Annotated in this window: 12 protein-coding genes; 4 read left to right on the forward strand and 8 right to left on the reverse strand. The window is 73.7% G+C overall.

Features of this window, described 5'->3' with window-relative positions; genetic code table 11:
- Positions 1–15: 15 nt before the first annotated feature.
- The 3 genes from AC5L36_RS25915 to AC5L36_RS25925 form a co-directional block, all read right to left on the reverse strand.
- On the reverse strand, positions 16–735 hold the full coding sequence (locus AC5L36_RS25915; protein WP_441221213.1) for an ABC transporter permease: 720 nt from the start codon (positions 733–735) through the stop codon (positions 16–18).
- Complete coding sequence (locus AC5L36_RS25920) at positions 732–2,171, reverse strand: ABC transporter permease subunit (protein ID WP_441221215.1); 1,440 nt, start codon at positions 2,169–2,171, stop codon at positions 732–734. Before AC5L36_RS25920 ends, AC5L36_RS25915 begins: the two co-directional genes overlap by 4 nt.
- A gap of 71 nt (positions 2,172–2,242) precedes the next feature.
- Positions 2,243–3,160 carry an ATP-binding cassette domain-containing protein gene (locus AC5L36_RS25925; RefSeq protein WP_441221217.1) on the reverse strand — a complete coding sequence of 306 codons (918 nt, stop codon included), beginning with the start codon at positions 3,158–3,160 and terminating at the stop codon, positions 2,243–2,245.
- An 87-nt stretch (positions 3,161–3,247) separates the two neighbouring features.
- Between AC5L36_RS25925 and AC5L36_RS25930 the strand changes: the two genes are divergently transcribed.
- Positions 3,248–3,910: a response regulator transcription factor gene (locus AC5L36_RS25930; RefSeq protein WP_441221219.1), complete on the forward strand. Its 663-nt coding sequence runs from the start codon at positions 3,248–3,250 to the stop codon at positions 3,908–3,910.
- Positions 3,910–4,965, forward strand: coding sequence for a sensor histidine kinase (locus AC5L36_RS25935; protein ID WP_441221221.1), 1,056 nt, complete (start codon positions 3,910–3,912; stop codon positions 4,963–4,965). The genes AC5L36_RS25930 and AC5L36_RS25935 overlap by 1 nt, the downstream gene beginning before the upstream one ends.
- 18 nt (positions 4,966–4,983) lie before the next feature.
- Here AC5L36_RS25935 and AC5L36_RS25940 read toward each other — a convergent pair whose 3' ends face one another.
- Positions 4,984–6,639 (reverse strand): DEAD/DEAH box helicase, encoded by a 1,656-nt coding sequence (locus AC5L36_RS25940; protein WP_441221222.1) that lies wholly within the window; start codon positions 6,637–6,639, stop codon positions 4,984–4,986.
- Between the two features lie 23 nt (positions 6,640–6,662).
- On the opposite strand from AC5L36_RS25940, the gene AC5L36_RS25945 reads away from it, so the two are divergent.
- Complete coding sequence (locus tag AC5L36_RS25945) at positions 6,663–7,883, forward strand: MFS transporter (protein ID WP_441221224.1); 1,221 nt, start codon at positions 6,663–6,665, stop codon at positions 7,881–7,883.
- A 9-nt stretch (positions 7,884–7,892) separates the two neighbouring features.
- Positions 7,893–9,968: a molybdopterin-dependent oxidoreductase gene (locus tag AC5L36_RS25950; protein WP_441221226.1), complete on the forward strand. Its 2,076-nt coding sequence runs from the start codon at positions 7,893–7,895 to the stop codon at positions 9,966–9,968.
- 56 nt (positions 9,969–10,024) lie between these two features.
- Here the strand turns inward: AC5L36_RS25950 and AC5L36_RS25955 are convergent, their stop codons facing one another.
- From AC5L36_RS25955 to AC5L36_RS25970, 4 genes are read right to left on the reverse strand one after another with little or no spacing between them, the layout of a single operon-like run.
- Complete coding sequence (locus AC5L36_RS25955; protein ID WP_441221228.1) at positions 10,025–11,236, reverse strand: MFS transporter; 1,212 nt, start codon at positions 11,234–11,236, stop codon at positions 10,025–10,027.
- Positions 11,233–12,153 (reverse strand): aKG-HExxH-type peptide beta-hydroxylase, encoded by a 921-nt coding sequence (locus AC5L36_RS25960; RefSeq protein WP_441221230.1) that lies wholly within the window; start codon positions 12,151–12,153, stop codon positions 11,233–11,235. Before AC5L36_RS25960 ends, AC5L36_RS25955 begins: the two co-directional genes overlap by 4 nt.
- 9 nt (positions 12,154–12,162) lie before the next feature.
- Entirely contained in the window at positions 12,163–12,342 is a 180-nt protein-coding gene (locus AC5L36_RS25965) for a hypothetical protein (RefSeq protein ID WP_441221232.1), read from the reverse strand.
- Positions 12,343–12,386: 44 nt separating this feature from the next.
- Positions 12,387–13,022, reverse strand: a complete 636-nt coding sequence (locus tag AC5L36_RS25970) for a hypothetical protein (protein WP_441221234.1) — start codon at positions 13,020–13,022, stop codon at positions 12,387–12,389.
- Between the last annotated feature and the right edge of the window lies 1 nt (position 13,023).

Raw genomic sequence — 13,023 nt, forward strand, 5'->3', positions numbered from 1 at the left:
CCGAGCCCCGCTCCTTCAGGCGTCGCGGGTTTGCAGGGCGAGGGCGGCGGCCAGGAGGGCGCCGGCCGCCCACAGGGCCACGACACCGAGGCCGGCCCACGGGCCGATCGGCAGGTCGTCGAGGCCGGTGGTGGCCTGGATGGACTGACCGGCGCTCATCGGGCCGACCTTCTCCAGGCGGCGCTGCCAGTCCTCGTCGGCCATCGTCGCCGCGACGATCGGGAAGAGGTAGAGCAGGCCGAGCACGCAGCCGACGGCCGCCGCCGGGTTGCGGACGAGCGTGGCGACGCCGAGCGCGAGCAGCGCGACGAGCAGCAGGTACAGCACCGAGCCCACCGCCGCGCGGAGCACCGGGCCGTCCGTCATGGACGGTCCGTCGCCGGCGAGCAGCGAGGCCGGCACCGCCACCGCGGCGGCCGGGAGCACGACCGTCGCGAGGACGGCCGCCTTGGCGGTGAGTACGGCCGGGCGGTGGGGGAGGGCGGCCAGCGTCAGGCGCATCATGCCGGTGGCGTACTCGCCGCCGATCGTGAGCACCGCCAGGACCGCGACCACGCACTGTCCGATGTGGAGGCCGGTGAGGCTGGTGCGGGTGGGGTCGCCGCCGGCGCACTCGCCGGGGGAGCAGGCGGCCGCGCCCAACCCGGCCGTACCCACCACGGCGGCCAGCAGCAGCCACACGGTGCCGGGTACGGTCCACAGCTTCGACCATTCGGCGCGGACGTAGGGTCTCACGCGTCCCTCCGGCGCAGCAGCCAGGCGGCGGCGGCCAGCGCCACCGCGGTCCACGCGGCCAGCACCCCGAAGCCGGCCCACGGCGGCAGCGGGAAGTAGCCGTCCTGCGGGATGTACAGGTTGGCCACCTGGTCGTACTGCTTGGCGCTCTGCTGTAGCGCGAACGCCGCCGCCGGCGTCACCCGCAGCACCCACCGCCCGACGTCCACCGGCAGCGCGGCCATCACCAGCAGGTACGGCAGCACGATCGTGGCCACGGCGGCGGTGACCGCGGTGGTGCCGCGGCGCAGCAGCGTGCCGAGGGCCAGCGCGAGCACCGCGGCGACCGCGAGCAGCGCGCCCGTGCCGGCGATCACGCGCAGCTCGGTGGCGGTGCCGACCGGGTGCACGTACACGCCGCTGGAGCGCAGCAGCCGCTGCCCGGCCGTCACCACGACCGCCGCGGCGACCACCCCGGTCACGAACGTCACCGCCGCGACCACCAGGGCCTTCGCGGCCAGCACCCGGCCGCGGTGGGGCGTGGCCGCCAGGGTGGTGCGGATCAGGCCGCGCCGGTACTCGCCGGTCGCCATCATCGTGCCGACCACGACCATCACGATCAGGGCCGCGAACGTGCCGACGAGCGTCGCCGTGATCGAGGTGCCGAGGCCGGCCGCGCCGGACACCGCCGGGGCGATGTCGCCGCTGCCAGTGAGCGTGTGGAGGTCACCGTCCCTTGTGTACTGGCTGTCCCGCCCGGGCAGCTCCCCGACGACCGTTTCGGTCCACCCGTCGCCGGGGGTGACGCTGTCGAAGGTGGCGGTGATCCGGCTGGGCTCGGTGGACGCGCCCATCCCGCCGATCGACTCGCTGACGATCTCCGCGTACTGCGGCGAGGTGGCGAACAGTCCGATCTCCACAGTGGAGGGCAGATCGTCGAGCCGCACCGAGCCGACGTCGGTCCACTGTGCACCATCCACCGACTCCGCGCCGGTGATGGTGTCGCCGGCCCGGGTCAGCCGCAGCCACCGCGGGCCACCACCGGACGAGCCGGCCCGGTCGTGCGTGTAGTCGTGCTGCATCCGTACCCCGTGTGCCGCGGTGAGCATGACCGCCGCGTAGCTGGAGCCGGGCCGGGTGCCGTCCTTGACGATGAGACCGGCCTTGGCCCACGGCGGCAGCGCGGCGCGGCCGGTGGCCAGCCGGCCGGTCATCGACGCCACCCGGGCGGTGACGCTGCCGTCGCCGGTCAGCGGGCGGTGCACGAAGGTGAAGCTGTCGGTCACCTCCGCGCCGTCCGGTCCCACCGGCAGCTCGCACTCCGAGCCCGGGCCGCGCTGCCCGCACGAGCCGCTCATGCCCCCGGTCAGCCCGAGCCCGACCATCGCCACGGCCGCGGCCGCGGTCGCGACCACCCAGCCGCGCACGGTCCGGAACTTCGTCCACTCCGCCCGCACGGCGGTCCAGAACGCTTTGCGGGGCCCCGGGGGAAACGTGGAGCGAAGCGGAGCGTTTTTTTGGGGTGCTTTCACGACGCGGCCCCCCGATATTCGACCGCGTCGCGGGTCAGGTCCAGGTACGCGTCCTCGAGCGTGGCCCGGTGCGCGGAAACCTCGGAGAACGGCACCCGGCGCGCGCCTAGCAGCCCGATGACCTCCTCGGCCGCCAGCCCCGACACGGTCAGCGTGTCCGGCCCGGCCGGTGTCACGCTGCCGCCCGCCTCGGCCAGCACGGCGCCGGCGACCGGCGCGGTGGTCCGCACGGTGACCCGGCCGCCGGCCGCCGCGTTGAGCAGGTCGGCGACGCCCGCGTCGGCGATCACCCGGCCCCGGCCGACGATCACCACGTGGTCGGCGGTGCCCTGGAGCTCGCCCATCAGGTGGCTGGAGACGAGCACCGCCCGCCCCTCGGCGGCGAGAGCCCGCAGGAAGCCGCGGGTCCAGATGATGCCCTCCGGGTCCATGCCGTTGAACGGCTCGTCCAGCATGATCGCGGCCGGGTCGCCGAGCAGTGCGGCGGCGATGCCCAGGCGCTGGCGCATGCCGAGCGAGAAGCCGCCGGCCCGCCGCCGGGCCACCGAGCCGAGCCCGACCACCTCGACCACCTCGTCCACCCGGGACGCGGGCAGGCCCTGCGAGTGGGCCAGCCACAGCAGGTGGTTGCGGGCGGTGCGGCTGGGCTGGAGCGCGCCGGCGTCGAGCAGCGAGCCGACCACCCGCATCGGGTACGGCAGGCTCCGGTACGGCCGCCCGCCCACCAGCGCGGTGCCGCCGTCCGGCCGGTCCAGGCCGAGGATCACCCGCATGGTCGTGGACTTGCCGGCGCCGTTCGGCCCGACGAAGCCGGTCACCTGGCCCGGCCGTACGGTGAACGTCATCCCGTCCAGGGCGAGGTGCGGCCCGTACCGCTTGCGCAGCCCGCGCACCTCGATAGTCGCGTCATCCATGGCCAGGATTTGTACGCCCCGGGCGGTGTCAGCCCGGTGCCGCGCGGCGACACCTCGTTGACACTTTCGGCCTGGCATCGTTGGCACATGCGCGTGCTCGTGGTGGAAGACTTCGAGATCCTGGCCCGGACGATCGGCACCGGGCTGCGCCGCGAGGGCATGGCCGTCGACGTGGTGCTCGACGGCGACGACGCGCTGGAGCACCTGGCCGTCACCCGGTACGACGTGGTGGTGCTCGACCGCGACATCCCGGGCACGCACGGCGACGAGGTGTGCCGGCGGATCGTGGCCGCGCACTCGGCGAGCAGGGTGCTGATGCTCACCGCGGCCAGCACCGTCAAGCACCGGGTCGACGGGCTCGGTCTCGGCGCCGACGACTACCTGCCCAAGCCGTTCGACTTCGCGGAGCTGGTGGCGCGGATCCGGGCGCTCGGGCGGCGCCCCACCACCGTGCTGCCGCCGGTCCTGGAGAGCGGCGACCTGACCCTCGACTCGAACACCCGCGTGGCCGTGCGCGGCGGGCGGCGGCTCGACCTGAGCCCGAAGGAGTTCGCGGTGCTGGAGTGCCTGATGGCCGCCGGCGGGCGGGTGGTGTCCGCCGAGGAGCTGCTGGAACGGGTGTGGGACGAGGCGGCCGACCCGTTCACGACCGCGGTGAAGACGACCGTGCGCCGCCTGCGCGCCAAGCTCGGCGAGCCGCCGGTCGTCCATACCGTGCGCGAGGCCGGATACCGGATCGGCGCCGCCTGATGGGCCGCCTCACGCTGCGCACGCAGCTCGTGCTCCTGTACGCCGTGCCGTTCCTCATCTCCGGCTTCCTGCTGCTGACCTTCTCGTTCGCGCAGAGCAGCTCCTCCGCGCCGGTGGGCAGCGGCCCGGCGCCCGAGGCGAGCGTGCGGGAGGGGCCGGACATCACCCTGTACGCGGTCGTCTTCGTCGTGACCGTGGTGGTCGCGATCGGGCTCGGCTGGTTCGTCGCCGGCCGCTTCCTTCGGCCGCTGCGCGCGATCGTGGCGACCGCCCGCGACATCTCCGCCACCAACCTGCACCGGCGGCTCGGCGACACCGGCCGCGGCGAGTTCGGCGAGCTGGCGCACACGCTCGACGACCTGTTCGCGCGGCTGGAGGCGGCGTTCGAGTCGCAGCGGCGGTTCGTCGCCAACGCCGCGCACGAGCTGCGCACCCCGCTCACCGCCGAGCGGACGCTGCTCCAGGTCGCGCTCGCCGACCCGAAGGCCACCACCGGCACCCTCCGCGCCGCCTGCCAGGAGGTGGTCACGCTCGGCGCCGCCCAGGAACGCCTCATCAACGCGCTGCTCACCCTCGCCAGCGGCGAGCAGGGCGTGGAACGGCGGGAGCCGTTCGACCTCGCGGCGGTGGCCCGGGAGGCGGTGGCGGCCCGCCGCACCGAGGCCCACCGGCGCGGCGTCCGGATCGAGAGCGCGCTGTCGGCGGCGCCGGCGGCCGGCGACCCCAGCCTGGTGGAGCGGCTCGTGGCCAACCTCGTCGACAACGCCGTGCGCCACAACACGCCCGGCGGCCGGGTCGAGGTGAGCACGGCGGCGACCGGCGCGGGCGGCCTGGTCCGGGTGTGGAACACCGGCCCGGTCGTCCCGCCCGGCGAGGTCGAGCGCCTGGTCCAGCCGTTCCAGCGCCTGGGCCGCGACCGCACCGGCCCGGACGGCCACGGCCTCGGCCTGGCCATCGTGCGCGCCATCGCCGCCGCCCACGGCGCCGCCCTCCGGGTCACCCCGCGCCCCGAAGGCGGCCTCGACGTCGAGGTGGCCTTTCCCCGAGGTACCTGACCGGCTGGGAGCGATGGGCTAGCGCGGGCGGGTGTAGCGCTCCCGTCGCACGGTGGCCTTGCGGCCCTTGATGGTGGTGCCGCGGAGGGCGGCGATCACCTCCTCGGCGGCGCGTTCCGGCACCTCGACGAGGGAGAAGCGGTCCGCGATCTCGATCGCGCCGATGTCGCGCCCGCGGAGGCCGGATTCGCCGGCGATGGCGCCGACAAGGTCCTGCGGGCGGACGCCGGCCGAGCGGCCCAGCCCCAGGAACAGGCGGGTCATGCCGCCGCCACCACCCTGGGAGGGGCGGCCGCCGCCCTGTGCGCGCGGCGAGCGGTCTTCGCGGGAGCGGGCCGGCACGTGCGGGATCTCCTCCTCGTCCTCCACGTCGCCGCCGGTGGCGTCGTGGGCGAGCTTCACCGCGGCCAGCGCCACGTCGAGGATGTCGAACTCGTCGGTGAGGGTCTCCACCACGACCCGGAAGCGTTCCAGGTCGTCGTCGGCGAGCAGGCTCTCGTGCAGGGCGGCGCGGGTCAGCTCCAGGCGGCGGGCGCGCAGGTCGGCGACGGTGGGGATCTTCTCGACGGCGATCCGCTGGCCGGTCACCCGCTCGATGGCCTTGAGCATGCGGTGTTCGCGCGGCTCGGCGAGGGTGATCGCGACGCCTTCGCGGCCGGCCCGGCCGACGCGGCCGACGCGGTGTACGTACGCCTCCGGCGCCGACGGGACGTCGTAGTTGACCACGTGGGTGAGCTGCTCGACGTCGAGCCCGCGGGCGGCCACGTCGGTGGCGATGAGCAGGTCGGCGGTGCTCGCCCGCAGGCGGCCCATGACGCGGTCGCGCTGCTCCTGGCTCATCCCGCCGTGCAGCGCCTCGGCCCGGTAGCCGCGGCCGTTGAGCGTCTCGGTGAGCTGGTCGACCTCCTCGCGGGTGCGGCAGAAGACGATCGCGGCGGTGGGCGCTTCGACGTCGAGCACCCGGCCCAGCGCGGCGGGCTTGTGCGCGCGGGCGACCACGTACGCGCTCTGCCGCACCGGCGGCGCCTCGCCCGGCGCGACCGGTGCGCGGCCCATCTCGATGCGGACCGGGTCGCGCAGGTGCCGCTTGGCGATCGCGGCCATGCGGGGCGGCATCGTGGCCGAGAAGAGCACGGTCTGCCGGCCCTCCGGCGTCTGTTCGAGGATGGCCTCGATGTCTTCGGCGAAGCCCATGTCGAGCATCTCGTCGGCCTCGTCGAGCACCACGGTCGCCACCCCGCCCAGCCGCAGCGTGTCGCGGCTCATGTGGTCGAGCGCGCGGCCCGGCGTGGCGACCACGATGTCGACGCCGCGGTCGAGCGCCTGGAGCTGGCGGCCGATCGGCTGGCCGCCGTATATGGGCAGGACCCGCACGCCCAGCTCGCGGCCGTACCGGTGGAACGCCTGCGACACCTGCACGGCGAGCTCCCGGGTCGGCACCAGGACGAGGCCGACCGGGTCGCCGGACCGCCCCTCGCCGGGCAGCCGCTGGAGCACCGGCAGCGCGAACGCGGCCGTCTTCCCCGTGCCCGTCGCCGCCTGCCCGAGCAGGTCACGGCCCTCCAGCAGGGGTGGGATCGCCTCGGTCTGGATCGGCGTGGGCTCCTCGTAGCCCAGGTCGGTCAGCGCGCGCAGCAGCTCCGCGCGCAGCGCGAGGTCAATGAAGGTGGTCACGTGCAGACGTTACGCTGGGCCGCGTGGATCAGCAGGTCGCCCCGCGAACGTTGCGGGGCAATCGCAGCTTCCACGCCTTCTGGGCGTCCCAGATCATGTCGGTGCTGGGCGACTCGTTCACGCAGCTGGCCGTTCCCCTGCTGGTCCTCGACGCGACTGGTTCGGTCGCGAAGGCCGGCCTGCTGACCGGCGCGATGGGCACGACGGCGGTGGTGGCGGGGATCTTCGCCGGCGTCCTGGTCGACCGGGTCGACCGCTGGCGGCTGCTGATTGGCTGCGACCTCGCCCGCATGCTGCTGCTCGCGGTGGTGCCGCTCGTGTGGCTGGCCCCGGATCCGCCGATCTGGGTGCTGTTCGTGCTGCTCCCACTCGCCTCGGCGGTCGGCATCACGTTCCAGGTCGCGGCCGTCACCGCGGTGCGCGGCATGGTCTCCGCCGACGAGGTCACGCGGGCCAACGGCCGCCTGTTCGCCGGCACCGCCCTCGCCTCGGTGGCCGGCCCGGCCGCGGCCGGCGCCGTGTCCGGCTGGATCGGTCCGGCGGCCGCGATCGGCGTCGACGCGGCGAGCTTCGGCTTGTCCGCGCTGCTGCTGCTCTTCGTCCGCATCCCCGCCCGGGAAGCCGCGCCGGAGGCCCGGGCCGGCCGGTGGGACGAGTTCCTGGCCGGCGCGCGGTTCCTGTTCCGGCAGCCGTCCCTGCGCGCGCTGACCGTGCTGCTGACCGCCGTCATCCTGCTGACCTACGGCATCGACGACGTGGTCATCTACCACCTGCGGCAAGGCCTGGACCAGCCGGACGGCACGATCGGCCTGGTGCTGACCGCCGGCGCGCTGGGCACGGTGACGGGTGCCCTCGTCGTCGCCCGGCTCCGCGAACGGCTCGGCTTCGGCGCCACCTGGATCGGATCGGGGGTCGTCACCGGCATCGCGGTGGCGGCGCTGAGCCTGACCAGCCGGCCCGCCGAGGTCGGTGTCCTGATGGGCGCCTACTTCGCCTGCGTGAGCGTGGGCGGCATCTGTTCGATGTCGCTGCGCCAGCAGGTCACGCCGGAGCACCTGCTGGGCCGGGTCACGTCCGCGTTCTGGACGATCCACTTCTCGCTCGGCGGCCTGGGCGCGGCGGCGTTCACGTGGCTGGCCGAGCACCACGGCACGACCCTCACGTTCCTGGTATCCGGCGCCGGCTGCCTGGTCGTGGCGGCGCTCGCGCTGGCGACCCCGGTCCGGCGGGCGCATCCCACGTAGGATCGGTCGATGGGTAGCACCCGGACGGTCCACGGTGCCTGCAACCTGTGCGAGGCGATCTGCGGCCTGCGGTTCACCGTGGAAGACGATCGGATCACGGCGATCAACGGCGACCCCGACGACCCGCTGTCGCGCGGCCACATCTGCCCCAAGGCCATCGCGCTGGGCGACCTCCAGGCCGACCCGGCCCGCCTGCGGCGACCGGTCCGGCGCACGGCCGACGGCTGGGCGGAGATCTCCTGGGACGACGCCTACGACCTCGTCGTGCGCAAGCTCCTGGAGACCCGCCGGCGGTACGGGCCGGACGCGGTCGGTGTCTACCTCGGCAACCCGAGCGTGCACAACTACGGCATCCTCACCCACGGGCGCCACTTCCTCGGGCAGCTGCGCACCCGCAACCGCTTCTCCGCCACCTCCGTCGACCAGCTGCCGCACCAGCTCGTCGTGCACTGGCTCTACGGGCACCAGCTGCTCATCCCGATCCCAGACATCGACCACACCAGCTACTTCCTGGTGTTCGGCGCCAACCCGCTCGCCTCCAACGGCAGCCTCATGACCGTGCCCGACGTGCGGCGCCGCCTCACCGACCTGCGGGCGCGCGGCGGCAAGCTGGTGGTGTTCGACCCGCGCCGCACCGAGACCGCGGCGATCGCCGACGAGCACCACTTCGTGCGGCCCGGCACCGACGCCGCGCTGCTGCTCGCGTTGCTCCACTGTGTACTGGCCGACGGCTCGGCCACACCCACGCCCGGCGTCGACGGCCTCGACGAGGTGCGTGCGGCGGTCGCCGGCTTCACGCCCGAACGCGCCGCCGCGGTCACCGGTGTCGACGCCGCCGTCATCCGGCGCGTCGCGCGGGAGTTCGCCGCGGCCGCCGGTGCCGCCGCCTACGGCCGGGTCGGCGTGTCGATCCAGCGTTTCGGCGCCCTGTCGCAGTGGGCGATCCAGCTGCTCAACCTCGCCACCGGCAACATCGACCGCCGCGGCGGCGCGCTCTTCACCCGCCCGGCCGTCGACCTCGTCGGGGGTGGGATCGTCGGCCCCGGCCACTACGACAAGTGGCGCAGCCGGGTGCGCGGGCTGCCCGAGTTCGCCGGGGAGCTGCCGGTGGCCGCGCTCGCCGAGGAGATCCTGATCCCCGGCGACGGGCAGGTGCGGGCACTTGTCACGGTCGCCGGCAACCCGGTGCTCTCCACGCCGAACGGCGCACAGCTCGACCGCGCCCTGTCCGGCCTGGACTTCATGGTGTCGGTGGACTTCTACGTGAACGAGACCACCCGCCACGCCGACGTCATCCTGCCGCCCACCACCGCGCTCGAACACGACCACTACGACCTGATCTTCCACACGTTCGCGGTACGCAACACGGCCCGCTACTCCGGCCCGGTGCTGCCCAAGCCGGAGGGGGCCCGCCACGACTGGGAGATCTTCACCGAGCTGGCCCGCCGCTACCGGCGCCACTCCGGCGCGAAACGGCGGCTCCGCGCCGACCTGCGCCGCGGCGTGCTGATGCGGCTGCGGCCCGACCAGCTCGTCGCGATCGGCCTGCGCACCGGCCCGTACCGCCTGCGCCTGCGCACGCTGCGCCGCCGACCGTCCGGTGTGGACCTCGGCCCGCTGCGCCCCAGCCTGCCCGCGGCCCTGCACACGCCCGACAAGCGCGTGCACGCCGCCCCGCCGCAGCTGCTGGCCGCGCTCCGCGACGGCACCGCCGAGCTGCTGGCCGCGCCCGCGGACGGCGAGCTGCGCCTGATCGGCCGCCGCCACCTGCGCAGCAACAACTCGTGGATGCACGGTTTTCCCCGCCTGACCAAGGGCCGCCCACGCCACCACCTGCTGATGCACCCCGACGACCTGGTCGCCCGCGGCCTGCACGACGGCGAACGGGTCCGGGTCACCTCGCGCGTGGGTGAGGTCGAGGTCGAAGTGGCCGCGACCGCCGACATCATGCCCGGCGTGGTGAGCCTGCCGCACGGCTGGAGCCACACCCGCGTCAACGACCTCACCGACGACGAGTTTCTGGACGCGCTGTCCGGCAACGCCGCCCTCAACGGCGTCCCGGTCACCGTCGTCGCGCTCCGGTAGCGTCCGGTCAGGACCCGACGTCGAGCGGCGCCGTGCTACGACGAGCCGCCCTACCGTCAGGCCCGGCGCAACGTGCCGGACGTGACCGCCAGGACGCCGACCGCGACGAGCAAAAGTCCGTCGACGACGGCCACCGGGCGGGGGCCGACGGAGTCGGCGAGCCCGCCGAACCCGAAGAACGTGGTGACGATGCCGACGTTCTGCACGATGCCCATCATGGCCGTGGTCCGGGACAGATGCGTCGGCGGTGACGCCGTGACGACCAGGGGAGTGAGGTGGGTGGCGGCGAGTCCGTATCCCGCTCCGACCACCAGCGCGCCGGCGAGGCCGAAGAAGAGGTTCGGCATCAGGGCGATCGAGATCGCTCCCGCGCCGGCGACGACGATGCCGGCGGCGGCACCGACCCCGAGCCGGCGCACCGTCCCGCGACGCGAGATCGCCGCCGCCACGACGAAGAACGCGAGGCCCTCGGCGCCGATGAGCCATCCGACGGCCGTCGCGTCCCAGCCGTGCTCCCGTACCAGCAGCGGTACGAAGAGGGTCACGACCGGGCCGAGGAACGCCGCCGCCGCGGCCATGAAGAGCAACGCCGTTCGCAGCAGGGGATCGCGCGCGACGAGCCGGATCCCGTCCCGGAGCTGCGCGCCCACGGGGGTGCGGTCGGCCGGTGGTGGCGGCGTGAAGGCCGGCCGGACCGCGGCCAGGGTCGCCATGACGAGCGCGAGGGCCGCCGCGTTGACGACCGCCGCCACCGCGAGGTCGCCGGAGGCCAGCACACCGCCCAGTGGCGCCGCGACGAAGGCCGCCATCCGCAGGCCCGCCTGCTGGGTCGCGTGGGCGCGGGAGAGCTGGTCGTCGGCGACCAGCCGGCGCACCATCGACATCGACGCCGGTAGGTAGAACCCGTTGACGACGCCGGAGACCGTGCTGTACAGGATCAGCACCCACAGCGCTGTATCGACAAACCTCGCTACGGTGGCCAGGCTGAGCGAGACCACCACCATCGTCACGAGTGCCGTGGTCATGACGCGCTTCGGGCCTACCCGGTCCACGATGGTGCCGCCGACCATCAGCAGCACCATCTGGGGGCCGATTCCGCACGCCAGCACCGTCGCCGCCGCGGTGCCCCCATGGGCCGTCGCGGCCCACTGCAACGCGATCACGAACGCGCCGCTCCCGATCGAAGCGACGGCCGTGCCGCGGAACCACCTGCGGTAGTCCCTCGGCAGCGACGCGCTGGCCACTGCCGAGGGTTGGCCGGGGATCATGACACCGCTGTCGTCCGATGGGGATCGATGGTGGCCACGAGGGCGCGACCCGCGTCGGTCAACGGCAGCTCCGCGGCGGCCGTCTCGTGGGCCGCGAGCAGGTCCTCCCGCGACTGGGCCAGCCGCTCCGGGATGGCGTGCTCGCCCAGCCGGCTCTGCCACTCGCACAGCCGCGCGAGGACGAACAGCTGGTGCAGCAGTCCCGCCGCCGTGCGGAGGTCCTCGCGCAGCGGGGTCTGGTACAGCCGGCCGCCGTCGTCGTGCAGGCAGGTCGTGCTCGAAAGGAGCCCGTTGAGCCGTACGTGCGACGACTCATGGATGATTTCCTCCGCCAGGACCACTGGCTGCAAGAGGTCCGAGGCGCGGATGCCCACCATACCGTGCGTATAGATATCGGTAAAGCCTATCGTCATGCCGGCGGTGAAGAATGTGAGGCAGCACAAGGTTACCGACATTTCCTCCAGCATGTCCGGCCAACATGTGGCCACCAAGCTGTGCGCCTCGCGGAGAGGTTTCCGGAAATCGAGGTCTTCCGGCTGGTAGAAGGTAATTGGTTCGAGATCGTCGAAGCGGGCCGAGTCGGCCTGGTGCCGCTCGACGGTGCGCGCTACGACGGCGTCGTCCGGAGGGACCAGGTCGACCGCGAACATCCCGTCCGCCGCGGTCTTCCGCGCCCGGTCGCGACTCTCGACGATCGTGCGGACCACGTCCGCCCTGGACAGGGCCGGGGTTCGTCCGGCCTGCACCGCCCATCCGACGGAGATCGACGCCGGGTGCACGAGGTCGCCGCCGATCTCCCGTTCGAGCTCCAGCGGATCGCATTCGAAGGCCTTGCCCAATTGAGTCCCGAGAAACCGCGAGAGCGCGGCACGTTCGAGCCGCGCTCTCGACGGATCGGGCTGCCAATGCAGCTCCATCAGGGATACTCAGCCGAAGACCGTGCCCGCGGCCCGCTGCTCGGAGATGGCGATTTCGGGAAGGGCCGCCACCGTGAGTTCGACCTGAGCCATTTTTCCTCCTTGTTTCGTTGGGGCGAAGGCACTATTTGCCGACGCCTGTCGATATTGGCAAACCGTGCTTACGCCCCACTTGCACCAGACTTTCATGTGACTAACGTCAATGCGTATGGTGCTGATATTTGTTTCGCGGTTCACCGGTGGGTGGCGACCGGCTGCGGCGCGGCGGTGGCCGGCGCGGGCTGGGTGTAGAGCGCGACGGCCATGGCCAGCAGCAGGGCGCCGTAGACACCCACGCCGCCGGGCAGCGCCTTGGTGAACGAGAGGCCGAGCAGGATCGTGGTCCAGACCCCGGCCGCGAGCGGGGTGTACCGCCGCCAGCCCCGCCACACGCCCGCGCTCAGGGTCGCCCGCCCGGCCAGCAGCAGACCGACGGCGGAGACCAGCGTGCCGAGGCCGAACATCGAACCCACGGTGGCCGCGGTGGTGTCGTCCATCGCCGCGTCGCGGATCGGGATCGAGGCCAGCTCGGCGAGCGTCAGCAGCAGCGTGCCCGCCACGGCCAGCGCGGTGCCGGCCCGTCCGGCGCGGGAGGTACCGGTGGCGCCGGCGCGGGCGAAGGCGACCAGGCCGACCGCGATGAGCAGGTGCAGGAGCGCGTAGACGGCGGTCACGACGACGAACGCGCCGGCGGACCACGGGTAGCTCCATCTGTCGTCGGAGACGTCGGTGGTGGGCTGGACGGCGAGCTGGACGACGGCGCCGGCGAGCGCGGTGCCGGCCGCGCCGGTGGCGAATGCCAGGGCGCCGCGGCGGATCGAGGTGGTCATT

Source organism: Phytohabitans sp. LZ39, from assembly GCF_059359075.1.

Excerpts from the sequence above, each read along its gene's own strand:
- AC5L36_RS25925 (WP_441221217.1), bottom strand. The coding sequence starts at position 3,160 with ATGGATGACGCGACTATCGAGGTGCGCGGGCTGCGCAAGCGGTACGGG.
- AC5L36_RS25930 (WP_441221219.1), top strand. The coding sequence starts at position 3,248 with ATGCGCGTGCTCGTGGTGGAAGACTTCGAGATCCTGGCCCGGACGATC.
- AC5L36_RS25935 (WP_441221221.1), top strand. The coding sequence starts at position 3,910 with ATGGGCCGCCTCACGCTGCGCACGCAGCTCGTGCTCCTGTACGCCGTG.
- AC5L36_RS25950 (WP_441221226.1), top strand. The coding sequence starts at position 7,893 with ATGGGTAGCACCCGGACGGTCCACGGTGCCTGCAACCTGTGCGAGGCG.
- AC5L36_RS25955 (WP_441221228.1), bottom strand. The coding sequence starts at position 11,236 with ATGATCCCCGGCCAACCCTCGGCAGTGGCCAGCGCGTCGCTGCCGAGG.
- AC5L36_RS25960 (WP_441221230.1), bottom strand. The coding sequence starts at position 12,153 with ATGGAGCTGCATTGGCAGCCCGATCCGTCGAGAGCGCGGCTCGAACGT.
- AC5L36_RS25965 (WP_441221232.1), bottom strand. The coding sequence starts at position 12,342 with ATGAAAGTCTGGTGCAAGTGGGGCGTAAGCACGGTTTGCCAATATCGA.
- AC5L36_RS25970 (WP_441221234.1), bottom strand. The coding sequence starts at position 13,022 with ATGACCACCTCGATCCGCCGCGGCGCCCTGGCATTCGCCACCGGCGCG.